Origin of the sequence: Acinetobacter sp. YH12208 (assembly GCF_013418055.1) — a bacterium.
GTDB classification, from domain to species: Bacteria; Pseudomonadota; Gammaproteobacteria; order Pseudomonadales; family Moraxellaceae; genus Acinetobacter; species Acinetobacter pseudolwoffii.
The window spans coordinates 83,934-108,329 of sequence record NZ_VPCT01000009.1 but is presented as its reverse complement, the minus strand read 5'-3'; the positions used below and the strand labels follow the sequence as shown (position 1 = coordinate 108,329).

The following is a 24,396-nucleotide window of genomic DNA, read 5'->3' as shown; positions in this document are numbered from 1 at the left end:
TCAGAGGTTAGGTTTTATACCAAATTAAGTTAAAAAATTGTGTGCCCAACCATCCGTTGACAGTTAGGCAATACCATTAATGCTTTTCGCTTGCCATACTCATGTACACGATAGTCAACATCATGAAAATGAATGCTTGTAGCGTAATAATCAAAATGTGGAAAATCGCCCAAGGCACAGACAACGCCCACTGGATCCAGAACGGTAATAACGCGATAAGAATGAAGATTAACTCACCCGCATACATGTTACCGAACAGTCGTAGAGCCAATGAAACTGGTCGCGCCAAGAAAGTGGTCAATTCCAACAATAAGTTGAATGGAATCAAAAGCACTTTAGCAACTGGGTTACTTGGGTTAAATGGGTTAAGTGCTAACTCACCAACGAAGCCGCCAACACCTTTCTCACGAATACTATAGAAAATGATCAAGAAGAATACAGAAATAGACATACCGAGGGTAACGTTTGGATCTGTAGTCGGAACAATTTTAAAGTAAACCTGATGAGGGTCTACACCCAGCATAGAAGCAATCGCGTGTTGAGCTACATAAGGAATAAAGTCAACAGGGATCAAATCCATCAAGTTCATGAGGAAAATCCACACGAAAATGGTTAAAGCTAAGGGTGCAATTAATCGAGACTTCCCGTGGAAGGTATCACGTACACTTGAATCTACAAACTCGATAATCATTTCAATTGCAGACTGGAACTTGGTAGGAACACCAGCATTAGCCGCTTTCGCAACCAACCAGAACAACAAACAGAAAATCAGACCCAGTCCGATAGACCAACCCATTGAATCCAAGTGAATAGCAGTGAACCCCATCTGTTGAGCTTCAGCACCGCTCTCGGCCAATTTCCATGTACCATCTGGCATTTTGCCATAGGTCATGTTGGTCAAGTGATGCTTGATATACTCGGTCGAAGTAAGGGCATGTTCTTCAGCAGCCATAAATCACACCTGGTCAATGTCAAAAAACTAATAGAACAAACGAATATCGCGTGCTGCTTGATATCTCGCCTGCTCCTGAAAAACTTTTCAATTTCTTGTTGTGTCTATACTCATTTTTGTAGACGTGATGCCCAAAACGGAGCGACCCACGACATGGCTTGAACAAGTATAAAACCACAAAACAACGCCACCGCTGACAACGGTTCGACATTGCTTAAAATTAAAATGAAACCAACAATCACAATTGCAAACTTTCCCATTAAGCCTTTATACATGTTCGAAAGAACTTGTTTAGACGCGCGGGCTCCTGCTGCTCGAAACGATTGCCACGAAAAATAACAAGTCGCAAGCCAACAAACGAGCGCACCTAATGCTGCACTCAGGGCTGCGGTTGAGTCTTTCACGACCCAGCCGATCAAGGCTGAAACAGGGATCATACAGGCTTGCAGGAGGACCAAAGCTTTCGCTAATCGTCGGTCAATCAAGCGACTAGTTCGGCTCATTATTTATTCACTCACAGCAATCATGCTTGACAAGTTTAACAGGTGATTATTTTTAATCGCAGGCATTATAGAGTTACACCCCTGAACATGCAATCTTTTCCCGACCTTAGTCGTGTTTTTTTAAATCGGGGCAATGCTGTTAAACTAATCAAAATCTGTCTATTTTTTAAATCATTAGCGTGCATTTAATACGCACTTCTGGGTTTCTGCTGCTAATTGCTGCCAGGCTTGCACAAAGTCCCCTGCCCCGCTCATGCTTTCATCGACATGCTGAAACACCACCGGTTTAAGTTTTCGGTACTGATTTTCACTGGCATGCCCTTCGGCCAGAAGGCACATTTTAGGCTGTGGACGATGATCCTGTAAGAACTTGATTTGAGCCACAGTTGGCGAGACATGTGGATCATCGGTCAGTGCGCCCATGAACTTCAGATTCAAGGGACGTTCCAGATATTGATAGGCATCATGATACGACCAGTAAGCTTTGGCTTTAGTGCTGGAACTATAACGCTGGGCCGTCGCAAACATGCTTTGCGCAAAGTCGCGTGCATTTTTCCAGTACAGTTCACGGTTCTCCGGCAATTGTTGCGAACGCAGCGCCGCAATAAAGAAGCCAATCCTTACGGCATTGTTTGGATCGAGCCAGACATGCGTATCTACCGTATTTTTTAAGGCCTCACCACGCGGGTTACGCATCGGCAATGTGGTCAAAATACCGGATTCCAAAATAGCGATACCTTTATGACTGTCATTCAGCACTTTGGCCAGCGGTGCTTCATGCGCCTGACCCAGCCAGATCACCAGACCGGCATCCTGAATGATTTTACGATGTGCCGGGGTCAGACTGACATCATGTCCGCTCTGATTGGCCAGTAATAAAGTCGGCTGTTCCACGCCCTGGGTAATTTTCTTGGCAATCAGATAGATCGGCTGAGTCGAGACCACCAGACTTTGTGACCAACTGAGTGTGCTGAACAAAGCCAAAAGACCCATTGCAAGGAGACGGAACATGAGTAGAAATCACTTAAAAACGAGAAAATTAGTGAGTGTTATAATATAACAAAAATACAAAAATACCTATGCCCAATCGAAACTCTGAACGCTTCATGTTAAGATTTGAAATCTATTAATTTTCAGTTTCGCACTTGAGGTGAACTATGGGTTCTTGTTCGCACGAACACCACAACGCATTGCACGGCGTGCACGACCATCCCAATGTCGCACAACGTCTTGCTGAAGCGGAAAGTCTTTGTGCAGCAACAGGCGCACGCCTTACCCCTTTGCGTAAAGAAGTGCTGGAACTCATTTTAAATGCGACTGGCCCGATGGGGGCTTATGATTTACTGGCACAAATGAAAAATGCCAGTGATCGTCCTGCGGCGCCACCTACGGTATACCGAACCTTGGATTTTTTATTGGGTAAAGGGCTGATTCACCGCCTGACCTCGATCAATGCCTATATTCCTTGTTGCCATCCACGTGAAGGGCATCAGGCGGCTTTTTTAATCTGTACCGAATGTAAAGCGGTGACAGAAGCATCAGCGCAAGGTCTGCTTGACCAACTTGATGCACTTGCAAGCTCGGATGACTTTAGCGCACATCACAGTATTATTGAAATTTCAGGAATCTGTCAGCAGTGTCGCAACAAAGCTTAAGTGCCTCCCCACTGATTCAGCTCTCCCAGATCTGGGTCAAGATTGATGAGCGTGATATTTTAAAAGCCATTGATTTTTCATTGCAAGAAAAAGAGATTGTCACGCTGATTGGCCCGAATGGTGCAGGCAAGTCGACTTTAATTAAAGTCATGCTCGGCATCTTGAAACCGCAATCCGGTGAGATCAAAACTGCACGTAAACTGAAATTCTCTTATGTGCCGCAAAAATTCAATCCATCGCATAGCTTGCCGCTGCGGGTCAAAGATTTACTGGCGCTGGAAAAATGCCCATCCAAAATCAAAACCGAAATTATTCGCGATACCGGTATTAGTAAACTGCAAGATTCCAAAGTTCAGCAACTCTCAGGCGGTGAGCGTCAGCGGGTGCTCTTGGCACGGGCCTTATTACGCCAACCCGATATTCTGGTACTGGATGAACCGATGCAAGGTCTGGACATTCAATCCGAAGCTGAACTGTATGAATATGTGCGTAACTTGCCGGAAAAATATGGCTGTGCCGTATTAATGGTGTCACATGACCTGCAATGGGTGATGCAAGGTACGACTCGGGTGGTGTGTCTAAATAAGCATATTTGTTGTAGCGGTCTGCCGGAAAGCGTACAGCAGCATCCAGAATATCAGGCAATCTTTGGCACCAACCGGGTGTTTTATCAGCATCATCATGATCATTGTGCGCATGGCGATTCTGCTACGCCGTGTCAGCATGATACGCGCCCTCATATTCACCCCGAGCCGGAAGCTTAGACCATGATGGATTGGTTACAACTCCTTTTACCTGCATGGATTATGGGCACGCTACTGGTGTTTCTGACGGCACCGCTAGGCTGCTTGATGCTGTGGCGTCGTATGTCATTTTTTGCTGATACTATGGCACATGGTACTTTACTAGGTGTTGCGATTGCAGGCGCCTTAAGTCTACCGCTGTGGATGGGCGTGACCTTCTTGGCATTATTGCTGGTTGCCATTCTGTGGGTGCTACATGATCCCCGCCTCCCCAATGATGCCCTGCTTGCACTGTGTTCAGCGACCTTACTTTGCTCGGGTTTATTGTTTATTCAACATTTACCAAGTTTAAGACCTGAACTGCTCAGCTATTTATTCGGTGATCTACTGACCATTTCCTGGACGGACTTGCCCACGTTTGCCATTGTGATCATTCTGGCCTTAGGTGTTTTATATAAAAGCTGGCAAGCCCAGATTCAGATCGCGATTGATCCGGATATGGCGGTCAGTGAAGGGGTAAATGCCAAATGGCAACGCCTGATCTTTATGTTGCTATTGGCACTGTTTACCGTACTGGCTTTACGTGCAGTCGGTTCCCTATTGATGGGTGCATTGTTGGTTATTCCTGCTCTGACTGCTCGCCTTTTGGCAAACTCTCCACGCCAAATGGTGATCTGGGCATTCGTGATTGCACAGATTGGCGTGACAGTAGGCCTCTGGTCGAGCGCAGGCCTTAATACTTCAACTGGGCTGACCATTGTGCTGACCATGGCAGTGTTATTTGCAATGATGTTTATCTTTCAGAAATTTAAAAAGCTGAGCTAGGACATGGGGACTAAACGCTACTTTGTGAGTGCCTGTTTGCTCGGTCAAAAAGTTCGTTACGATGGCAAGGATTGCCTTGTCAAAGAAGTGCTCGAATCTTTAGTTCCAAATCAATATATCAGTCTGTGTCCTGAAATCTCAGGTGGACTACCGATTCCACGTCCACCTGCCGAAATTCAAAATGGTTCAGGTTCAGATGTACTGCTACAAAAAGCATCGGTTATCGATGTACTTGGAAACGATCTTTCTAAAGCTTTTATACAAGGTGCATATCTCGCTTTAAAAGTTGCGCAAGACTTTCACGCCACACATGCAATTCTTAAAGCCCACAGTCCCTCTTGTGGTAGTGATTTGATTTATAACGGATCATTTTCAGGACATAAAATTCAGGGTGATGGTGTTACCGCTGCACTCTTTAAACAGCATAGCATTGTTGTGATGACTGAAGATGAATTCTTGGCGCAATTATCACAGACTATTCTTTAATTTATAAAAGCGAAATTCAGGATTAAACAGCCCAATCAAAAATAAAATCGTGAATGCAATCCAAAAGAACCACGCCATCATAATTACCTGATCTTTCGTCCATTCTTCAGATTGAGATATGTTAAACACAAACCATGTTTTCCAGCCTCTAATATATGCTGCCCCGCCCCACGAAATAATCCACTTGGTTAAAATGCAGTGTAAGACATAGATCAAAATCCATAATGGCGTTGACATGCTGCTTTGCCTATTGTTGTTTTCATGCGATCAAACTAGATGAAATACGCTTAAAAATCAATTAATAGACTTAAAAATGTATTCCATACTGTTATTGATGTACCAAACTCAACAAACTAGCAGCACAACCGAATAATACGGCAAATGTACGATTTAGAATTTTCTGTTGTTTTGGTGACTTGAGCAATCGTAAAACTTTTGCAGCAAGCCCCGTGTAGCCCGCCATCACAATCAGATCAATCGTGATCATGGTCAGCGCCATAATCACATACTGAATCCATTGTGGTTTGGATAAATCCAGAAATTGTGGCAATACAGCCAGTAAAAACACAATGGCTTTGGGGTTACTCATATTCACCAAGAAACCATATAAAACCAGTTTTCCCGAAGACTTACGTGCCAATTCATGTTTAATTTCGATGGATTGTACCGGCGCTTTCCACTGTAAAATAGCCAAATATAATAAATAGCCCACACCAAACCATTTCACCACCAAAAATGCCCATGGCGTGGTCGCAAACAGCACCCCCACTCCGGCTGCCACCACTGCAATCTGCACCAGTAATGCCAGTTGCAGACCCAATGCATTCCAGTAGCCATGCCGAAAACCATAATTCAGCCCACTCGACATCGAAGAAATTGCCCCTGCACCGGGTGAAACACTAATCACCCAACAGGCCAGCATATAGGCAAACCACATTTGGTAGGACATGAACATTCAACTCTGGAAAACTTGCACAATATTATAGGACTTATCCAATAGATTCAGGCTAAAAAATTGCTTAAATATAAGGCGCTGCACTGTTCACTCTGCAGAGCTTCAGGCACAATATGTGCATTAAAAAACAGGATTTATCATTACAGGAGCCATGAATGACAGCCCAATCGGTAATCTTGCCCCTCCCCTCAGATCATGCTCGCTTTATTGTATTGCGTCTTAAAGACTTAAATATTGAAGCACTCAAAGAAAAATTAGAACATCTTTTTACTTCTCGTGATCGTCTGATTACGCAACATCCTCAAGCACAAATTAAAACAGCGGTCGCTTTTGGTCCTGAGCTTTGGTCAAGACTTTATTCACAAAGCCCTGCAGGTTTCAAACAGCTTGAACCGATTCAGGGTTCATTTGCAATGCCGGTTGTACCGGCAGATATTCTGATTCATATTGCCAGTGCACGGGCGGATATCTGTTTTGCGCTGAGTCAGGCTTTTTTTGAAGGAATTCAGGATCAGGTTGAAGTTCTGGATGAACGTGTCTGCTTCCGCTATTTTGATGGCCGTGATGTGACAGGCTTTATTGATGGCACTGAAAATCCGCAATTCCCAGATGATCGTGCTGAGGTGGCATTACTTGGTGAAGATACGGGCATTTTCCAAGATGGTTCATTTATTTTTGCCCAGCGTTATGCGCATGATCTGGAAAAGTGGAAAAAGCTGAAAGTCGATACTCAAGAGCAAGTGATGGGTCGTACCAAACTGGAATCGATTGAACTGGAGGATGAGGTTAAACCGGCAAATGCTCACGTTGCACGTACTGTAGTGGAAGATGAAGAAGGCGAAGAAATGGAGATTCTCCGTCATTCCTTGCCTTATGGTGATGGCCGTGGTGACCAAGGTCTATTCTTCATTGCCTATACCAAAGATTTAACTATTATTGATGCAATGTTAGAGCGTATGTTTGGTACGTCTGGCGATGGGATCCATGATCGCTTGCTACACTTCGTCACTCCACTAGATGGAGCATATTACTTTGCACCGAGTGAAGAGTTGTTGGAAGAAGTTTTGGAAGGGTAATTTAAGAAGCCGACGGAAGTCGGCTTCTTTCAAATATTTTTCGAATTTAATTTAGAGGGATATCAAGTGAATACCGTTAAAAAATGATAGAGCGAGTACCAATTTTAGTTTTTAACTGTATAGAAATTTACACATTAAAAAAGTTTTCAATTTTAAGGTGCATTAGAATTTCGTATATCTAATATGTTATTACAATCCTTTAAGTCAAAATAAACAAATATTCTGTGATCTTCATTTTCTAACAAAATTGCATCTTTATTCTCACCAAAAGCATTTTTAGAGATATTACATTTATAGGATTGTAGCTTAAGATTACTTACAACGTCACAAGCTGGTTCAGCTGAAGCCTCATCAAAACCATACCATTTTGTAATATTTTTATTTGAACATGAAATATGATTTACATTATTTGTTTTTTCTACTATAGCTGCAGTATCTTCGCTTTCCTGTATTTCTTTCTCTATTAAACCATCATTTTTACTTTCAATAGTTTGTTTCCCATTTTCTTCTGAATTTATTATATGCAGTTCATTGGTTGAACTGTTTTGTACTTTATCTTGGCTTTTATCACTACAACCTGTCAAAGCAATTATAAAACTTAAAATATAAATATTTTTCATTAAAATTTTCTCATAATAATGCATTATCCAAAAATGGAGTAGGATCAACTAAATCTGAACGACGCTTATAAATACTATTACCATTCAGAGTGCCCGTATTATCAGTATTAGAAAACATCTCCAAATGTAACATCATACTTGGGATACCTTTAGTTGTTAAACTTCCAACATAACCAATAACTTGACCCCTCACAACTTTATCACCAGCTTTTACCAAAGATTTATCTTTCCTAACTTCGCCATAACGAATTATATGTTTTTGATGAGTAATCTCAATAGCATCAGTATTATCATAAAAATAATAAATATTTCTTACTATACCATCTGCCATAGCCCTAACCTCTGTACCTGCCGGCGCGTAGAGATCACATCCCGCATGCTTTCGTTTTCCTCCACTTCTATTAGAACCAAATCGAGCAAAACCATTTTTATAAGACCTTGTTTTTGTTTTAAGTGGAAATAAATATGATCCATCATCATTTGGCTTATCTATTATTATTTCAATAAGGGGCATAGGATTTTCAAGTATCGTAGTATGTAAAACTTGATCTTGCCCTTTAACATTTACACTAATTTCTATTTTTTTACCTTGTTGTCCTTTATGTTTTTTTAATCCAATTCCATCTTTCCCAGAATAGTGATTCTTTTTAGCTCCATCGTACTTGATTGAGTAAGGAAGATTTTCCTCTTTACGTGTTTTTTTATTAATTGTTTTTATCGTAAATGAAACATCACTACCGTATTGCTTTGTTAGCGGATTACCATTTTTCTCTGTATAGACATTATCGATCTTACCGAGTGACGGAAAAAAGTCCATTAAATAATCAACAAAGCTTTCTTCATTTTTAGCTGGAATTCCTTTTGTTGGTGCTTCTACTCTTGGACTATTTGATACTATATCAAGCATTTGTATTGTTGTAGCAGCAGGATTTAAAATCACCCTAATCAATGAAACACTTGGATCATTCCTTAAAGTTAAAACAGCTTTTCTATTTGAAAGTAAAAGTTTATAAACAAAAGCATTTAGCATTTTTAGCTCAATATAACCATTATTGTCTGTTATTTTTTCTATTTCTCTTCCTCTATATGCTACAAAGAATTTATTTTTTTTTAAAATTTTATCATGACTATCACTTACCTTAAGCTTTACGTTTACTAGCCCTAACGGGACATATACACAACTATTTTCAATTGTTTTATTTACAGATATTGTCTTTATTTTTTGATAGCCTTTTATCCCACTCACTAATATATCTAAAATTTCACCCTCTTCAGCGATGATACTTTTTTTTATTCCTGCCCCATCCGAAGTATGTTCTTTGAGCTTGCCTTTATATTTTATAAAAAACCTCATATTTGTTATTTTTCTATTAGTGTCACCTTCTACTATTGAGATATCAAACGTTATATTTTTACAAACTTGGAGTTCTGTTGTATCATTTTTAGAATCATATACTTTTTGCTCAATAACAACCTTTTCTTTTTTTGGTTCTGGTTTTGAAGATTCTTGTAAGACAGCCTGAATTTTAATATCTTCACTTATACTTAACTCAATAGATTGTTTTTTATTGGCAGCTTGCATGATAACTTCTGATTGTTTACCATCTGCCTTAATTATAATTTTACTATTTGGATGCCTAATAATTACAGGTAATAATCCTTGATCATCCGATTCTGTATCTACAGTGAATTTAGATTGTTCGAACTTACCATTATATTCAGATTGAATAGTTAGTTTTTTATTTTTTACTATCTGTCCTATTTGATTTCTTAATAATATATATATTTTCCTATCACAACAACTTTCTAGATCGTAATAGTTAAACAGATCAATATATTTACTAATATGAACATTATTTCCATCTGACTCTTTATAATTCCCTTTAAAACCTGGCACACCTAAAAAAGAACCTAATCCACCATCCCCAACTAAATGAGCACCTGCAATAGCACCAGATTCAGTAATTTCAATACCGTTAATTATTTTTCCATAATATTCATTAAAATTTCTGTTCCTTAATCTTTCACAAAGAAAGTCTATCCATTGTCCAATAATTTGAATTTGTTTAGAGGGAGATTTCAAAAAATCTGATAGAGAATTTATACCATTCTTTCCAACCCAGTTCCCTGTCCAATCATTTGCTTTAGTTTTATCAGAATTAGCATTCCAATGCTTATAATATCCAAGATCAATAAGTGCGGCTTCACCAAACTGGAAAAGACCAATATAGCCTAGAGAGTTTTTTATTTTACTTGCATTAATATTTAAAGGTTCATTTAAAGATAAACTTAAATCTGACGAAGATTCTTTTCTTGAAACAGCACATATAAATCCATATCGTGTTAATGGATAACTTTTTCTATTTATTAACTTACCACTCCTCATTTATTTAAGTCCTCAAAACTAAATTTATTAATATCAATTTTTTTACTACTTATATATGAATTTAAAATAGATTTTAACTTTTCAAAATCACCTAAACCCGGGCAACTCAACTCTACACCATTTTTATTTTCTTTTTCTGTTGGGAAAAATTTATCTTCAAATACATCATAATGACCTAAATTTCTAAAATATGAAAAATAATTACCCTTAATATCATTGATGATTCTTATATCACTGTGATCATTTTTTAAATAAGCATAATAAACTTGATATTTATTTTTATCAACTTCTATAACCTGACATTCACCTGTTGACATCCATTGATTATCTTTAGGATTTAAACCAATCAATTTTAAAATTTTCAACTTATTCACATCTTCCCAAATTTGAGTACATGGGATATTATTTTTTTCTATTTTTATAACTTCTATATTATCCTGCCGATTATTCCATATTTTTTCACAAACATTTTCTTTAGCAAAGGCTTGCACTGAAATAAACACAAGTAAAAGTAAAGCAATATCTTTCTTCATACTTTCTAAGCTCCAAACTTATTAAAATCATCTTTTAAATTATCCTTATATTCATCATCCGACTTTTCTTCACTATGAATATTGATTCCATCATCCACTGAGTCACCCGTGTCATAATTGTAAATATCCTCGTTTAACTCCTTGATAGACATAATACTTTTATCATCAATATTACCAATAAATTGAATTTCTATATTATCTGATGAATCACTAAATATTCTTGGCGTTCTAGCCATTTCATCTAATACTCCAATATATTCAAAATTCTTTGTTTTATTTATTATTTTAAACTTAATCTGATCTTTTAAATTTTCTAGATTAAAGATATCACTAAAATCAAATCTTCTACTAAATGTACCATTCTTCGGCATTTTTGGAAGCTGAGAGTTTACCCTTGCTCCACCTTCAAACAAATGCTGCCCCGCCTTACATTCAAACTTCCCACCAGTTGTGATACATACTCCACTGCTATTAATCTTTATTTGAGACCCTCCCGCGGTTAGCAGGATCTCTTTCGGACTGGTGATCTCAATCTTGTCTTCAGTTGAAATCAGCTTAATCACCTTCCGTGCAATTGCTTCGATGGCATCATCTTGGGCCTGTATTTCAATTTTACCTTTGCCTGCGTATAAGCGTGCTCCGTTCTGGGCAGCAAATAGGCTGATCTTGTGCTGCGCATGTGCAATCAGAGACTGTTGAGTCGATAGATGGATATTTTCCCCTGCACTGTAATTTATCTGCTGGTCTGCAGATAAATGAATATTTTCATTTGTACTCAGCACAATCGAATGTGGTGCCGTTAATACCATAACAGCCTGTTTAAATGCAGTGGCTTTGTTCGCATCTTCAGTTTCAAGTTGATTCAGAAATTGTTTTAAGCTATTAAAAAGCTCAAGCGGATCAGTTTGCTGAGCTTCTGCCATGTCACTCAGAACTTTGGTGTTATTCAGATTTGATTCCATCTGGTTCTTGGCAGGCTTAGCATCCAGGTGATTACCTGCTGCTGTATCTTGCGAATAGGTCGAAATCAGTAAGCCTTGCCCTGCTCGTACCACCCCCCACTGATCTGTCCTTAGTTCAAACCCTTCCCCACGACCTTCACTCGATTCGGTTTCTTTAGGATGACTGAGATTTCCTAAATTCAATTGGCTAGCACCATGACTACTGTGTAACTGCGCACTAATCTGATCCGTCGTATCATCAAAACGCAGCTGGTTGAAACCCTCGCCATCCACTTCTTGGGAACGGATCCCACTGAGTTTTCTGGTGGCTGGTAATTGTCCCTTCGCATCAAACATCACTGGATGTCGTTCTGCTTCGTGAATCCGTCCCATAACAAAGGGCCGATCGATATCGCCTTCAAAAAAATCAATCACCACCATTTCACCAACTCGTGGATGCAATCTGACTCCATAACCTTCACCAGCCCAAGGGGTTAATACATCAATCCAGGCCGAATCGCTATCATTGTCATTGCTGCCTGCACCGGCATCATGTTGATGGTCATCACTTCGGGTAAATAGAAAACGAACTTTCACTCTTCCCCAAGCATCGACATGGATTGTTTCACCTTCAGGCCCGACCACTCGAGCTCGCTGCGGATATGCAACGGGGCGATGCACAAAAGGCTGATATTCAGGTACGACCGGAATGTCACGGCGGACGATATACAACTCATTGGCCTGCCGTTCTTCCTCCGAAATTTGCCAATCACTTTGGCCGAGCAAGCTGTCTAGCTGCAATAAAATATCTTTAGGTAAATTATTCTGGTTATAGAAGCGTTTACCCAAAATCAAAAATTCACGCTCATGCACGGGATGCTGATCAATTTCAGCATGCTGTTTTAATTCAAACCAATACCCGACCTGAGCATCACGTACACTGCTGCTGGCTTTAAAATATTTGGATTGCAGCGCATGATAATGATTGAGCTGCTGATTCAGTCGTTCCAGTTGTGCCGTACCAGATGCCGTCACCTGATCCTCGGCATTCAAATCACCTGTCCAGGCCGGACTAATGTTCCAGGCATCTTCAAGATTCAGACTGGCCGTATCCTGCACGCTACTTTGCTGATGAGTATTTAATAAGGACTGGCTTTGATCCTGCGCAAGGTGCTGCGCTTGCCAGCGCTGGGTATGGGTACTGTTGGAATTAAGCTGACGTACGACAATCAGACTGGTCAGCGTATCAAACTGCTCGGTGGCATGACTGCGATGGAAGCGGATTGAACGGCGTTTTAAAGCTGAAAAGGCTTGAGAATGATCGATTAAACGCAGGTTCTGCGGCTGAATCTCAGTAGCAGACACCGGAACAATGGAGTGCTTTTCATCAATCAGCCAGTTTATTCCTTCACTACGCCATAAACGTGTTAAAAAATCATAATCCGACTCATTGGACTGCATCACAAAAGGGCGTACATCGTAATCCCGATTTAATCCGGTCAAGTCCAGACTAAGACTGGCTGCAAATAATGCACTTCTGCTTTGCCATTCACTAAATAATATTTCACTGATTTCGCGCACGCTCTTATTCATAAACACCCGACTATTACGGCGTTTGTGCCAGAGTGCAGTAGCATCCTGCATAGTTAATTTATACAAGCTCAAGGCACCGTCGCTGTGTCCCTGACTCGCTGCGGTAATAATGCCACTGGTTCGAAAAAGTTCGCCACGATCTGTTACCTGATCTACTGCCACCTGACAGCCTATAAATTGCTTTAAAGCAAGATTGGCCTGCGTAGAAAGGCAGATCAGTTCTGCCTGCAGACCCTGATTAATCTGATGCTGGCCATCAACCCGCTGAATCAGGACCTGATGATTTAAGGGCAGATGTGAAAACTGCAGATGCAGCGCACGATGCTGCCGGTTCAGCCCAAGTTGCTCCAGCAGCAGATGAATATGTTTTGGCATTTTATAGTTATAGTTTTAAGCATTATTATTGTGGAGCAAATTCTAGGAAAAGTTGTCCATTTCGTCCAGCTCGGTGTGCATTTCACATAATTAGGCATTTGATTTTCAGTAATTCAATTGCACCTATTCAATAAATCTCTGAAAAATAGAGGTAAAAATAATGCCAAATATTTCAGAATTTTCTGATTATCCAGAGTAGAACTTGCTGCTACACTGGATTCAATCTTATTTTCAAGGCCAAGGACATGCTGAAATTCCCCTCTAAACTGCCTGATCTAGGCATCACGATTTTTAGCACCATGTCGGCCCTGGCACAAAAACTCGGCGCATTGAACCTTTCACAGGGATTTCCAGACTTTCCTGCGCCACCGGCATTGATTGAGGCTTTGAGCCGGGCCAGTCATAACGGATTTAACCAGTATGCACCTGGAGATGGCTTGCCGATATTGCGTGGGCTGGTGGCCGATCTGTATCGACAGCGCGATCAGCTGAGCATTGACCCGCTAGAAGAGATCACGATTACTTCCGGCGCCACAATTGCGATTTTTTGTGCGATTCAGGCCACAGTTCGTGCGGGTGATGAAGTGATTATTTTCGATCCGAGCTATGACAGTTATGCACCTGCAGTACAGCTGGCTGGTGCAACGCCTGTACATATTGCATTACAGCATCCAGAGTTTTCTGTGGACTGGAATCAGGTGAAAGATGCCATCAATGACCATACCCGCATGATAGTGGTCAATACCCCACATAATCCCAGCGGTAGTGTCTGGTCAAGAGCAGACTGGCAGCATCTGATTGAGCTGATCCGTGAGCGCAATATTGTGGTGTTATCCGATGAAGTCTATGAACATCTGGTTTTTGACGGCGTTCAGCACCATTCAGCCTGGTCATTTCCTGAACTGCGCGAGCGTAGCTTCGTGATTGGTTCTTTTGGTAAAACCTTTCATGTCACCGGCTGGAAAACCGGTTTTTGTATTGCGGCACCGCCACTCATGAAAATGTTCAGACAGATTTATCAGTTTGCCAGCTTCTGTGGCGTGACTCCGATTCAGGTGGCTTTGGCGGAATACATGCAACAGCATCCTGAACATATACGCGAACTTTCCCGGTTCTATCAAAACAAACGTGATCTATTTAATTCATCAATAGAAACATCACGTTTTAAATGGACGCCCTCTCAAGGAACTTATTTCCAGAATCTCGATTATTCGGCTATCCGGCCTGATTTAAATGATGTAGAGATGTGTCATTTTCTGGCAGAGCAACACGGGATCGTGGCAATTCCAGTCTCTGTGTTCTACCAGCAAGCGCCTGCCGATTTACGCCTGCTCAGGTTCTGTTTTGCAAAAAAAGAACAGACCCTGATTCAGGCAGGTCAAATTCTTTCAAAGGTTTAATTCAAATTTTAACTAAAATTCTTATAAAATAAATGCCTTAGTTACTTAAAAGCTAAGGCCTTTATTTCTGCTTTATTCAATAATAGCGACATAATTAAATAGATGAAAAATCAATAACAGGATAGGGCATGGCACAGCAATCACTGATCCAACAACAGAATTTATGGAAGGCCTTTCTGGTATTTCTGTTGCCATTAATTGCAACCAACATCCTGCAAAGCCTTTCAGGCACGATTAATACGGTTTTTGTCGGGCAAATGCTGGGAGTCAATGCCATTGCTGCGGTTGCGGTATTTTTCCCGATCCTGTTTTGTTTGATGGCTTTTGTCATTGGCTTATCTGCCGGTTCTACTGTACTTATTGGACAGGCCTGGGGCGCAAAAAATATCGAAAAAGTGCGCTGTGTGGTCGGTTCAACTTTATTTATGACCTTGATTGGCGGAAGCTTGATCGCGCTGTTTGGTGTGATTTTTGCCGAAAATATCCTCTTGGCGCTCGGTACAGATCCGGAGGTGATGCATTTATCCTTGCCCTATGTGCAATGGATGCTGGCAGGTAGTCCCCTAATTTTTATTTATATTATTTATACCTCTATCTTGCGCGGTGTAGGCGACAGCACCACACCGCTGTTTGCTTCCGCACTCACCATTGGCGTGGGCTTGGTAGTCACCCCGATATTAATTGCCGGATATTTTGGCTTTCCCCAAATGGGCATTATCTCGCCGGCAATTGCCACCATTTTGGGTAATCTGGCCGTATTGTTGTTTCTAGTCCTGTATTTAAATTATAAACAACATCCGCTCAGGCTCGACTGGGCATTATTAAAACATATCCGCCATCAGCCTAAATTAAGCAAAATTATTTTAAGTCTGGGCGTTCCGACTGGAATACAGATGATCACGACTTCTGTCGCCGGTCTGGTGATTGTCGGCTTGGTCAACCGCTATGGCGCAGAAGCAACGGCTGCCTATGGTGCGGTCAACCAGGTGTTAAATTATATCCAGTTTCCTGCTCTGTCGATTGCGATTGCAGCTTCTGTATTTGGTGCACAAGCGATTGGTGCAGGAAAATCCGATTTGCTGAATAAAGTCACACGGACTGCACTCAGTATGAATATTCTGTTTACTGGCGGTTTGGTGGTTTTGGCCTATCTGTTCTCAAAATATTTAATGGCACTGTTTATTACTGATCCTCAAGTCGTGGTGCTGGGTCAGCAACTTTTATTCATTGTGCTTTGGTCTATTTTATTCTTTGGTGCCAGCGCCATTTTTGCGTCAATTATGCGTTCAAGTGGTACGGTAACTGCACCGATGCTGATCAATATTTTTGCAATTCTCTGTATTGAAGTTCCTGCCGCTTATCTGTTTAGCCGGTGGTGGGGGCTGGAAGGGATCTGGTATGCCTATGCATTGGCCTTTGTCAGCATGTGTATTTTGCAGGGACTGTATTATCAGTTGGTCTGGAAGAAAAAAACCATTAAAATATTGGTTTAGCTTCATTATTTTACATGCCTACAGCCTTACAGCAACTCACTCCTGATCTACAATAAAAGATTAAAAACCCGCTTTTGCGGGTTTAATATCCAATGATTTAAGCAGATTTTTTCTTCTTTTTGCCGAATTGGCTTGCCAGTGCAGTGACATGCTGATAGCCGCTTGGTAAGATCCGTTGAATCAAATCAACAGCTTTGGCATCGTTACCAATTAATAAACGGCGTTTGTCTTTCTGTACCGCCTCCAGAATCTGACGAGCGGCTTCTACTGGCGGGCAACGCAGCAGTTTATTAAAATTACGGGCGGCTTTTTCCGGATTCATGCCCAGGGTCAGCATACTGTCATTCATTTTCGCAGCATTGGCAATATTGGTACGGATTCCCCCCGGATGTACACAAAGTGCGCTCACGCCACAATTTTGCAAATCCAGTTCCTGACGCAAGGATTCGGTAAAACCACGCACTGCAAACTTGGTCGCGTTATACGCCGACTGGGTCGGCTGCGCGGTTAAACCAAACAGACTGGAAATATTAATCACATGACCATCGCCGGTTTTCTTGATTAAAGGCAGAAATTCTTTGGTGCCATACACCACGCCCCAGAAATTAATGTCGACGATCCATTCCAGATCTTCATAGCTCGCACCTTCTACGGTGCAGCCAAGTGCCACGCCGGCATTGTTAAAGATCATATTGACACTGCCATGATCCTGCTCCACCTGTGCTGCCCAGCTGCGTACCTCTTGTAGCTTGGCCACGTTAACTTTTTGAATCGTCACCCGAACATCACTGCCCTGCAACAATTCAACCGTTTGTGCCAGTCCTTGTTCATTAATATCACTTAGTGCCAGATGACAGCCTTGCTGTGCCAGCAAAACTGCCAGCTGCTGACCGATCCCTGAACCGGCACCGGTAATGGCAGCGACTTTATTCTTAAAATTTTTCATTGAATTTCCTTATGTAAATAACTGCTCTTCCATGACAGCAGGATCTTGTTCTGTTGTTTCAGGAGTTAGCACAGACCCTCAATATAATTTTGACAATATATATTGTCAATAATTATCCGATGTCCTTAGCGGCCAAATTCCTCTGCTGAATTTCGACATAGGTCAAAGCGTGATTTATTGCTAAGATATTCAAAATCTTCATGCAGATGAGTAGCCAGGCTTTATGACCGATTCAATCAATGCAGCAACACCATCACGACCACCCAAAAGCAAGGAACGTCAGTTTAAAGGCCTGTCGATGGCTGAGCGACAGCAGGTACGTCGTGAAAAGCTGATTGAAGCCGGTATTGAAGCTTATGGCAGCCATGGCTTTTTTTCAGTAACCGTGAAAGATATCTGCAATGAAGCCAAACTGACTGAACGTTATTTTTATGAATCTTTTAAAAAAAGTGAGCACCTGTTTCAGACCATCTTTTTAAAACTGATTGATGAACTGCAACAGAATGTCATGCAGGCCATGATGCAGGCATCCACTGATCCGAAAAAAATGATTGAAGCGGGGCTAACCGCCTTGCTTAGCACCTTGCGTGACAATCCGCGTATGGCACGGATCATTTATATTGATGCCATGCTGGTGCAGGAGTTGCATAATCAGGCCACCATTCATGAAACCATGTCGCGCTTCGACCGCATGATTCATGCCTTTGTCATGTTAATGATGCCGCAGTTAAATCGTAGTGAGCAGGAAATTTCACTGGTGTCGACCGGTTTAAATGGCTATGTCACCCAAATTGCCATTCGCTGGGTCATGAGTGGATTCAAGCAGTCACTTGAGGAAGTTTTATCATCGTGCAGTGTGGTATTTTTGGCATTATTGGAGTCATTTTCAGACAAAAATAACTGTTAAATCAAAGGCTTAATCAGATTTTCTGCATTCTAAAACAGATTGCAGGTTTCTGCTGAAGCATCGATAAAAGTAAAATTAATTTATGATTTTTTAACAAGTTTCTTTACTAAAATTGTCACAAATCTTTGCGAATTTCAGCAGTTTTTCCCTTTCTGCAATGATACTGTCATAATTAGTCTTTGTAATAAGCCTGTCATAAATATAAAACGGTTCACCGTTTACATGAAATAGGGTATTGCGTTGTGAAAGATGACTACATATTAATCGTCGATGACGAACTCCCGATTCGGGAAATGATCCATACCTCTCTGGATATGGCCGGTTTTCAATGCTTACAGGCCGAAGATGCCAAGCAGGCGCATCAGATGATTGTGGATCAGCGTCCGGCACTGATTTTGCTGGACTGGATGATGCCGGGCGGGATCAGCGGTGTAGATCTATGTCGTCGTCTGAAACGTGATGAAAGCCTGTCAGAAATTCCGGTGATCATGCTGACCGCACGCGGTGAAGAAGACCACAAAGTACAAGGTCTGGATGCCGGTGCCGATGATTACATGACCAAGCCGTTCTCGACCCGGGAACTGGTGTCACGCATTAAAGCTGTCCTGCGCCGTGCCAATGCACTCAGCGGTGAAAAAACCATTGATGCCAATGGCCTGATTCTGGATCCGGTCAGTCAGCGGGTTAATTTTGGCGATAAAATTCTGGAAATGGGGCCAACTGAATACCGTCTATTGGCGTTCTTTATGACCCATCCGGAACGTGCCTATACCCGTGCGCAATTGCTGGATCAGGTTTGGGGCGGCAACGTCTATATTGAAGACCGCACTATTGACGTCCATATACGCCGTTTGCGCAAAGTGCTGGAACCTTATGGCGCAAACCGCTATGTACAAACCGTACGTGGAACCGGTTACCGTTTTTCAACCCGTGCAGATGTGGCTTTAGGTTAACGTCTTTTAAGGTAAATCTTGTTTTATGTATGAACCCTACCCTGTCCCCGAACTGGCACGTGAGCACAAAAGAATCCGTTACAGCAGTTTATGGGATTTTGCCAAACAGGATTTACGCTTACTGGCTTTTTTCCTGATCATCGCCAGCCTTATCGGTTTTGGGATTGGGTATTTCTGGATTTGTATCGTCATTGCCTTTGTGGCGTTCTTTAGCACCCAGATGCGCTCTTTATATCTGGTCAATGAATGGATTTCTAATCGCCCTTATGATGTTCCGCCGAATATCGGCGGGATTTGGGGCGCACTGTTATTCAATGTTTATCGCGCTCAGCGGCAGGAACGGATTGTGCAGGCAGAAATGGTGGAACTGATCGATCGAGCGCAGTCTTCACTGGTGGCCTTGCAAGAAGCAGTGGTTTTAATTGATGAAAACCAGCAGATTGAATGGTGGAATCCAGCCGCCGAACGTCTGCTCGGAATTTCCAGTGATGACCGTCGCCGTAATATTTTAACTTTGCTGCGCCAACCGAGTTTTATTGAATATTATCATCATATTGATGAGTCACCAGATGGCCTGAAAATGCGATCTTCGCTGTTCGAAGATCATTATGTCCAGGTCAAAATGACCCGTTTCGGCGGTGAAAGCCGGGTACTGGTCGCCTATGATGTGACCCGGATGCACAATCTGGAACAGATGCGTAAAGATTTTGTCGATAATATTTCGCATGAGCTGCGCACGCCTTTAACCGTACTCAGTGGCTATATTGAAACCTTTACCGACCAGGAAGATATCAATCCGCGCTGGAAACGCGCCTTTGATCAGATGCAGTCGCAGACCCGACGCATGAACGCGCTGGTGAATGACCTGCTGCTGCTGTCACGTCTGGAAAATGACAAAAATATTGCCAAAAACCAGATCATCGAAATGCCAAGTCTGATGAATCAGCTATTTGATGATGCACAGGCCTATAATATCGATTATGGGCATACCCTGAATCTGGACATTGACAGTCATTGCGATCTGATCGGTTCAGATATGGAACTGGCCAGCGCCTTTAGCAACCTGATCACCAATGCGATTAAATATACGCCTAAAGGTGGAATCATTACCATGGGGTGGCATGATGATGGTGAATCTGCCTATTTTGTAGTGGAAGATAACGGCATCGGAATTGATCCCAAACACTTGCCACGTCTGACTGAACGTTTTTACCGGATCGATTCAGACCGTAGCCGGCGCACCGGTGGCACCGGTTTAGGATTGGCAATTGTCAAGCATGTCCTGATGCAACATCAGGCACATCTCGAAATTGAGTCCAAGGAAAACCAGGGTTCCACTTTTAAGGTGATTTTCCCCAAAGAGCGCCTCAGCTTTCCAGACTGATATCCCCCATTAAAAAAGCTGCCATCGGCAGCTTTTTTTTCAGGATGCTATCTGTTTTTCTTTGGCCAGTGCACGCGCATAGGCTGCACGTTGCGATACCCGTTTCAGATAAGCCTGAATCGCTGGATAACTTTGGCCAGTCCGGCTTTGCATGGCCTCCAAAGGAAAACTCATCTGAATATCGGCAAAACTGAAGTGTCCGGCAAAATAGTCATGCTCGCTCAAATAGCGTTCCAGAAACTGGATATGATCTTTTAAGCGGCTTTGTACAAACTGTTTCTTCACTCCCTCACAAATTTTCTTGGCTACTGGTCGAATCAGCAAAGGGGTATGTTTCGGTACAGTGGTCATCACCAGTTGCATCACCAGCAGCGGCATTAATGAACCTTCTGCATAATGCATCCAGTAACGGTACTGGGCCTTGTCGGCAGGATCTTCTGGGCGAAACTGCTGCTGTTCATCATAGCTTTCCTGTAAATACTCCAGGATCGCCGCAGATTCCGCCAGTACCTGCTCCTGATCGGTCAGAATTGGTGCCTTACCCAAGGGATGAATCTGTTTTAAGGCCGGTGGCGCGGAAAGATTAGGCTGGCGCTGATAATATTGCACTTCATAATCCAGTCCTAACTCTTCCATTGCCCAGAGAATACGAAACGATCGTGATTGTTCGAGATGATGTAAAACACGCATATTAGACTCATGATTTTATTGTTCTTGCTTGCTGAGCATAGCAAAAAGCAGCGGAATGTAGCGCAATTTTTGATGACTGTAATGCTCTGTTCCCTATGTTGCAGATTTGCCATTTTCAGTTCAAATCCGACAGGGTTCCATCCACCCCTGCAATTCTGATCGTTTATCTGGAAGCACGCATCCGGTCTAGAAATGCGGGAGCTTCTAAACGTGGTCCATCATAGGCCGGAATCGAACCGAAGCGTTCATGGCCTTCAATCCATTGTTGCCGCGCAATTTTAAGTTCCTCGGTGGTACGTCCGACCAAATTCCACCACAGTAAAATCGGGCTTTCAAATGGTTCACCACCAATGAGTAATACACGGCTCCCGGCATGAATATCAGCATTAACCTGCTCTAATCCCGGTTCAAGGATCAGCATGTTATCTTCCGTCAGTTCATGCCCATTAATGCTGGCCGTGCCCTCAAGTACCATAAAACCATATTCAAATTTTGGATTCAGGGCTAAGCTCGCACTGGTACTTTCTGCTGCATACAGGTCTACCCCGAGCAGTTCACTATGCACTTTTACCGGTGAAACGGTTTTTAAATATTCACCGACTAAGACGGTAAATTCGATGCCCTGATCATGCACTACCGGCAATTCAGGATAATGCTCAAAAGCCGGTGCCATATTGATCTTGTCATCCGGTAAGGCAATCCATAACTGCGCTGCATGCATATGCGTTTCGCTTTCTGGAGAAACTTCCGTATGTGAAATGCCATAGCCCGAGGTCATCAGATTGACCTGTTTGGGACGAATCAGCTGCTGAGTACCTAAACTGTCATTGTGCATCATGGTGCCTTGCAGCATCCAGGTAAAGGTCTGCAGACCAATATGGGGATGTGGCCCAACATCTAGGCCATCGCCTTGTGGAAAGCTGGCCGGACCGGCATGATCCAGAAAACACCAGGCACCAATCATGCGTTTATGTCGGCTGGGCAAGGCACGTTTGATTACGGTACCCTGTCCGATTTCGGCACGGCGTAAAGGGAATTCCTGAATAAACTGATTGACATATTTTTCACAATCATCCGAATTGGACAGTTCAATATCACTATTATTCGACATGGCTGAGCTCACCTCGGCATTTTCATTCTAAATCTTAAATTATGTGAAACATTCTTCCCTTGGACTGCTGCAAGATGTCTCCCTATTCAGGACAATGTACAGGGTCTATTTGCAAAATCTATCTTTGGAAATATTTAGATACGTATAAAACCCTTAACATCGCTTGATCGATCTAACTCCTGTTCAAGCGATCAAACCTGAATTTCGCAGTGTAACAGCCTGAGTGGAAGTGGCTCAATGCTGATTAGGGTGCTCTCAAGCCTGCGCTAGAAGCCATTTCGACATTGCTGGCCCAATTACCCAATGTTTCACGTGAAACGAATGATTTTAATTTAAAAATTAAAGCAATTAAAAATTATTTTTATGGATTTCAATCACTTTTGCAGCTAAAAAATATAATTTTTGTTACGTTTAAAGTCAAATTTAAGTCAGATACCCAATTTTAGGGAGGTTATTTTTCATCCAATCACGGCATAATAGGCACCTATAAAAATAATACTGGACCAGGACATGTCTGCTCAGCATGAGAATATATATTCAACGGCGAATATATCTTTTCAAAACTCAACGACCGATAAATCACTGAAATTATCTGAATGTGATCTGCAAAACCGTCAGCTGATCGAACAGGCGCTGACAGACTCTCATGCCCGTATTCCTGCCCCGTTTCAGCAATATTTTCACGATTATGTCTATACGCATAGTCATACTAATTTACGTCAAATCAACTATCTGGCACAAATTGCCTTTTTGCTGTATTTCTTTGCCGATATTCTGATTATTCCAGACATGTTTTTTATTTCTGGTCTGATGCGCGTCATCTTGGTTCTAGGCGCTATGCTTTGCTGTTATTACTTGTTTAACACATATAAAAATATTCAGATTCTAGATAGAATCCTGCCGATCGCCACTACTGTGGCTGCAGCTGCATGGATTGGCCTGCTGGTGCTTTCAAGCAGCCCCCATGTTGCTACCTATATTTATGCCTCTGCGATCTTTATTCTCATCGCCAATCTGTGTATACAGACCCAATTTAAAGTTGCGGTCTATTGTTCCATCTTGATTGCCCTGTTTATCATGATTGGAGTGACCCAGTTAATGAGCGCATCTCAAGCCTTTATTTTTACTGTCGTGTTTAGTCCACTCTGGTTTTTTAGCATTTATATTAACTGGAATAATATTCTGAATGTACGGCGCTCTTTCCTGCGCTCTTTGCTGGACGAATGGAACTATCAAACCTTAAAAAATCTGGCACATACGGATGATTTGACCCAGTTATACAACCGCCGCCATTTTGTCGATATGGCTGAACGTTCTATTCATCAATGGCCCAAACATGCCAGCACCTGCCTGCTGATGTTTGATGTCGATCATTTTAAAAAGATCAATGACAACTATGGGCATGACATCGGCGATCGCGTACTACAACTGATTGCTGAAGTCACCCGTAAAGAAATGCGCCATAGCGATGTACTGGCACGTTTTGGTGGTGAAGAGTTTATTGCTCTCTTGGAAGATACCCAGCTGCCAGACAGTCTGGTGATTGCAGAGCGAATTCGTTGTGCAATTCAGAAACAATTTGTTTATGCCAAACCGAACCAGCCCATTCGTTTTACCATTTCGATTGGTATAGCAGAACTGGAGTCGCCTACGCAAAAGCTGGAGGAGCTGATCAAGCAAGCCGATATCGCTTTATATCAGGCAAAAAAATCAGGCCGAAATCGGATTGAAGTTTATCATTCCAAAATGCTGGAAAAGCCCAAACCTGCTCCAGCCAATCCCTGGAATGCCTTTAAGCCCGTGACCCAGCAAGATCATTCAAAGGCCAATCAAACCAAGCAATTCTGGTCTGCCCTTTAAATAATGAAA

General features: G+C 42.1%; 23 protein-coding genes. 11 read left to right on the top strand and 12 right to left on the bottom strand.

The genetic code is table 11. The annotated features are described in order from the left end of the window. Positions 1 to 76: 76 nt before the first annotated feature. The 3 genes from atpB to FTU95_RS10385 all read right to left on the bottom strand — a co-directional run bounded on the left by atpB (position 77) and on the right by FTU95_RS10385 (position 2,466). Positions 77 to 952, bottom strand: coding sequence for a F0F1 ATP synthase subunit A (atpB, locus tag FTU95_RS10395; protein ID WP_005094552.1), 876 nt, complete (start codon positions 950 to 952; stop codon positions 77 to 79). 110 nt (positions 953 to 1,062) lie between these two features. Further along, positions 1,063 to 1,455, bottom strand: coding sequence for an ATP synthase subunit I (locus FTU95_RS10390; RefSeq protein WP_005173819.1), 393 nt, complete (start codon positions 1,453 to 1,455; stop codon positions 1,063 to 1,065). A gap of 174 nt (positions 1,456 to 1,629) precedes the next feature. Beyond that, positions 1,630 to 2,466: a metal ABC transporter solute-binding protein, Zn/Mn family gene (locus FTU95_RS10385; protein WP_100329707.1), complete on the bottom strand. Its 837-nt coding sequence runs from the start codon at positions 2,464 to 2,466 to the stop codon at positions 1,630 to 1,632. Positions 2,467 to 2,612: 146 nt separating this feature from the next. Between FTU95_RS10385 and FTU95_RS10380 the strand changes: the two genes are divergently transcribed. The 4 genes from FTU95_RS10380 to FTU95_RS10365 are packed head-to-tail and all read left to right on the top strand — an operon-like array spanning position 2,613 to position 5,164. Then, positions 2,613 to 3,110, top strand: coding sequence for a transcriptional repressor (locus FTU95_RS10380; protein ID WP_005173814.1), 498 nt, complete (start codon positions 2,613 to 2,615; stop codon positions 3,108 to 3,110). Next, on the top strand, positions 3,092 to 3,874 hold the full coding sequence (gene znuC, locus FTU95_RS10375) for a zinc ABC transporter ATP-binding protein ZnuC (protein WP_005173813.1): 783 nt from the start codon (positions 3,092 to 3,094) through the stop codon (positions 3,872 to 3,874). The genes FTU95_RS10380 and znuC overlap by 19 nt, the downstream gene beginning before the upstream one ends. Before the next feature lie 3 nt (positions 3,875 to 3,877). After that, positions 3,878 to 4,678: a zinc ABC transporter permease subunit ZnuB gene (gene znuB / locus FTU95_RS10370; protein WP_100329705.1), complete on the top strand. Its 801-nt coding sequence runs from the start codon at positions 3,878 to 3,880 to the stop codon at positions 4,676 to 4,678. A gap of 3 nt (positions 4,679 to 4,681) precedes the next feature. Continuing rightward, the gene (locus tag FTU95_RS10365) at positions 4,682 to 5,164 is read left to right on the top strand and encodes a DUF523 domain-containing protein (RefSeq protein WP_180078435.1); all 483 of its coding nucleotides are present in this window, start codon (positions 4,682 to 4,684) and stop codon (positions 5,162 to 5,164) included. On the opposite strand, the gene FTU95_RS10360 is transcribed toward FTU95_RS10365, so the two are convergent. Both FTU95_RS10360 and FTU95_RS10355 read right to left on the bottom strand, forming a co-directional pair. Continuing rightward, complete coding sequence (locus FTU95_RS10360; protein ID WP_100535451.1) at positions 5,147 to 5,401, bottom strand: hypothetical protein; 255 nt, start codon at positions 5,399 to 5,401, stop codon at positions 5,147 to 5,149. The two genes, FTU95_RS10365 and FTU95_RS10360, sit on opposite strands and share 18 nt — an antisense overlap. Before the next feature lie 91 nt (positions 5,402 to 5,492). Beyond that, the gene (locus FTU95_RS10355) at positions 5,493 to 6,113 is read right to left on the bottom strand and encodes a LysE family transporter (protein ID WP_180078433.1); all 621 of its coding nucleotides are present in this window, start codon (positions 6,111 to 6,113) and stop codon (positions 5,493 to 5,495) included. 161 nt (positions 6,114 to 6,274) lie between these two features. Here FTU95_RS10355 and FTU95_RS10350 point away from each other — a divergent pair, with 161 nt between their 5' ends. Then, on the top strand, positions 6,275 to 7,195 hold the full coding sequence (locus tag FTU95_RS10350) for a Dyp-type peroxidase (RefSeq protein WP_100329703.1): 921 nt from the start codon (positions 6,275 to 6,277) through the stop codon (positions 7,193 to 7,195). Between the two features lie 152 nt (positions 7,196 to 7,347). Here FTU95_RS10350 and FTU95_RS10345 read toward each other — a convergent pair whose 3' ends face one another. From FTU95_RS10345 to FTU95_RS10330, 4 genes are read right to left on the bottom strand one after another with little or no spacing between them, the layout of a single operon-like run. Continuing rightward, positions 7,348 to 7,815 (bottom strand): hypothetical protein, encoded by a 468-nt coding sequence (locus tag FTU95_RS10345; protein ID WP_180078431.1) that lies wholly within the window; start codon positions 7,813 to 7,815, stop codon positions 7,348 to 7,350. Between the two features lie 10 nt (positions 7,816 to 7,825). Then, on the bottom strand, positions 7,826 to 10,201 hold the full coding sequence (locus FTU95_RS10340) for a M23 family metallopeptidase (protein ID WP_180078429.1): 2,376 nt from the start codon (positions 10,199 to 10,201) through the stop codon (positions 7,826 to 7,828). Beyond that, entirely contained in the window at positions 10,198 to 10,734 is a 537-nt protein-coding gene (locus FTU95_RS10335) for a hypothetical protein (protein WP_180078427.1), read from the bottom strand. Before FTU95_RS10335 ends, FTU95_RS10340 begins: the two co-directional genes overlap by 4 nt. A gap of 5 nt (positions 10,735 to 10,739) precedes the next feature. Continuing rightward, complete coding sequence (locus tag FTU95_RS10330; RefSeq protein WP_180078425.1) at positions 10,740 to 13,643, bottom strand: type VI secretion system Vgr family protein; 2,904 nt, start codon at positions 13,641 to 13,643, stop codon at positions 10,740 to 10,742. A gap of 245 nt (positions 13,644 to 13,888) precedes the next feature. On the opposite strand from FTU95_RS10330, the gene FTU95_RS10325 reads away from it, so the two are divergent. Beyond that, the gene (locus FTU95_RS10325) at positions 13,889 to 15,043 is read left to right on the top strand and encodes a methionine aminotransferase (RefSeq protein WP_180078423.1); all 1,155 of its coding nucleotides are present in this window, start codon (positions 13,889 to 13,891) and stop codon (positions 15,041 to 15,043) included. A 128-nt stretch (positions 15,044 to 15,171) separates the two neighbouring features. Beyond that, positions 15,172 to 16,536, top strand: coding sequence for an MATE family efflux transporter (locus tag FTU95_RS10320; protein ID WP_159138889.1), 1,365 nt, complete (start codon positions 15,172 to 15,174; stop codon positions 16,534 to 16,536). Positions 16,537 to 16,633: 97 nt separating this feature from the next. On the opposite strand, the gene FTU95_RS10315 is transcribed toward FTU95_RS10320, so the two are convergent. After that, positions 16,634 to 17,482, bottom strand: coding sequence for an SDR family oxidoreductase (locus FTU95_RS10315; protein WP_074383703.1), 849 nt, complete (start codon positions 17,480 to 17,482; stop codon positions 16,634 to 16,636). A gap of 223 nt (positions 17,483 to 17,705) precedes the next feature. On the opposite strand from FTU95_RS10315, the gene FTU95_RS10310 reads away from it, so the two are divergent. The 3 genes from FTU95_RS10310 (at position 17,706) to phoR (ending at position 20,726) form a co-directional block, all read left to right on the top strand. Continuing rightward, positions 17,706 to 18,389, top strand: a complete 684-nt coding sequence (locus tag FTU95_RS10310) for a TetR/AcrR family transcriptional regulator (RefSeq protein ID WP_180078421.1) — start codon at positions 17,706 to 17,708, stop codon at positions 18,387 to 18,389. A gap of 242 nt (positions 18,390 to 18,631) precedes the next feature. Next, positions 18,632 to 19,342, top strand: coding sequence for a phosphate regulon transcriptional regulator PhoB (gene phoB, locus FTU95_RS10305; RefSeq protein ID WP_005094589.1), 711 nt, complete (start codon positions 18,632 to 18,634; stop codon positions 19,340 to 19,342). A gap of 25 nt (positions 19,343 to 19,367) precedes the next feature. Beyond that, positions 19,368 to 20,726 (top strand): phosphate regulon sensor histidine kinase PhoR, encoded by a 1,359-nt coding sequence (phoR, locus tag FTU95_RS10300; RefSeq protein ID WP_005094591.1) that lies wholly within the window; start codon positions 19,368 to 19,370, stop codon positions 20,724 to 20,726. A gap of 39 nt (positions 20,727 to 20,765) precedes the next feature. On the opposite strand, the gene FTU95_RS10295 is transcribed toward phoR, so the two are convergent. Beyond that, positions 20,766 to 21,416: a glutathione S-transferase family protein gene (locus FTU95_RS10295; RefSeq protein ID WP_005094592.1), complete on the bottom strand. Its 651-nt coding sequence runs from the start codon at positions 21,414 to 21,416 to the stop codon at positions 20,766 to 20,768. A 163-nt stretch (positions 21,417 to 21,579) separates the two neighbouring features. Further along, positions 21,580 to 22,527 carry a pirin family protein gene (locus FTU95_RS10290; protein WP_180078419.1) on the bottom strand — a complete coding sequence of 316 codons (948 nt, stop codon included), beginning with the start codon at positions 22,525 to 22,527 and terminating at the stop codon, positions 21,580 to 21,582. 510 nt (positions 22,528 to 23,037) lie between these two features. Between FTU95_RS10290 and FTU95_RS10285 the strand changes: the two genes are divergently transcribed. Next, positions 23,038 to 24,387 (top strand): GGDEF domain-containing protein, encoded by a 1,350-nt coding sequence (locus tag FTU95_RS10285; protein ID WP_180078416.1) that lies wholly within the window; start codon positions 23,038 to 23,040, stop codon positions 24,385 to 24,387. The last annotated feature ends 9 nt before the right edge of the window (positions 24,388 to 24,396 follow it).

Coding starts and splice junctions, on each gene's coding strand:
- FTU95_RS10290 (WP_180078419.1), bottom strand. CDS start 22,527: ATGTCGAATAATAGTGATATTGAACTGTCCAATTCGGATGATTGTGAA.
- phoR (WP_005094591.1), top strand. CDS start 19,368: ATGTATGAACCCTACCCTGTCCCCGAACTGGCACGTGAGCACAAAAGA.
- FTU95_RS10360 (WP_100535451.1), bottom strand. CDS start 5,401: ATGTCAACGCCATTATGGATTTTGATCTATGTCTTACACTGCATTTTA.
- FTU95_RS10385 (WP_100329707.1), bottom strand. CDS start 2,466: ATGTTCCGTCTCCTTGCAATGGGTCTTTTGGCTTTGTTCAGCACACTC.
- FTU95_RS10380 (WP_005173814.1), top strand. CDS start 2,613: ATGGGTTCTTGTTCGCACGAACACCACAACGCATTGCACGGCGTGCAC.
- znuB (WP_100329705.1), top strand. CDS start 3,878: ATGATGGATTGGTTACAACTCCTTTTACCTGCATGGATTATGGGCACG.
- FTU95_RS10315 (WP_074383703.1), bottom strand. CDS start 17,482: ATGAAAAATTTTAAGAATAAAGTCGCTGCCATTACCGGTGCCGGTTCA.
- FTU95_RS10330 (WP_180078425.1), bottom strand. CDS start 13,643: ATGCCAAAACATATTCATCTGCTGCTGGAGCAACTTGGGCTGAACCGG.
- FTU95_RS10325 (WP_180078423.1), top strand. CDS start 13,889: ATGCTGAAATTCCCCTCTAAACTGCCTGATCTAGGCATCACGATTTTT.
- FTU95_RS10285 (WP_180078416.1), top strand. CDS start 23,038: ATGTCTGCTCAGCATGAGAATATATATTCAACGGCGAATATATCTTTT.
- FTU95_RS10320 (WP_159138889.1), top strand. CDS start 15,172: ATGGCACAGCAATCACTGATCCAACAACAGAATTTATGGAAGGCCTTT.
- FTU95_RS10350 (WP_100329703.1), top strand. CDS start 6,275: ATGACAGCCCAATCGGTAATCTTGCCCCTCCCCTCAGATCATGCTCGC.
- FTU95_RS10310 (WP_180078421.1), top strand. CDS start 17,706: ATGACCGATTCAATCAATGCAGCAACACCATCACGACCACCCAAAAGC.
- FTU95_RS10345 (WP_180078431.1), bottom strand. CDS start 7,815: ATGAAAAATATTTATATTTTAAGTTTTATAATTGCTTTGACAGGTTGT.
- FTU95_RS10390 (WP_005173819.1), bottom strand. CDS start 1,455: ATGAGCCGAACTAGTCGCTTGATTGACCGACGATTAGCGAAAGCTTTG.
- FTU95_RS10355 (WP_180078433.1), bottom strand. CDS start 6,113: ATGTCCTACCAAATGTGGTTTGCCTATATGCTGGCCTGTTGGGTGATT.
- FTU95_RS10335 (WP_180078427.1), bottom strand. CDS start 10,734: ATGAAGAAAGATATTGCTTTACTTTTACTTGTGTTTATTTCAGTGCAA.
- atpB (WP_005094552.1), bottom strand. CDS start 952: ATGGCTGCTGAAGAACATGCCCTTACTTCGACCGAGTATATCAAGCAT.
- FTU95_RS10340 (WP_180078429.1), bottom strand. CDS start 10,201: ATGAGGAGTGGTAAGTTAATAAATAGAAAAAGTTATCCATTAACACGA.
- FTU95_RS10295 (WP_005094592.1), bottom strand. CDS start 21,416: ATGCGTGTTTTACATCATCTCGAACAATCACGATCGTTTCGTATTCTC.
- FTU95_RS10365 (WP_180078435.1), top strand. CDS start 4,682: ATGGGGACTAAACGCTACTTTGTGAGTGCCTGTTTGCTCGGTCAAAAA.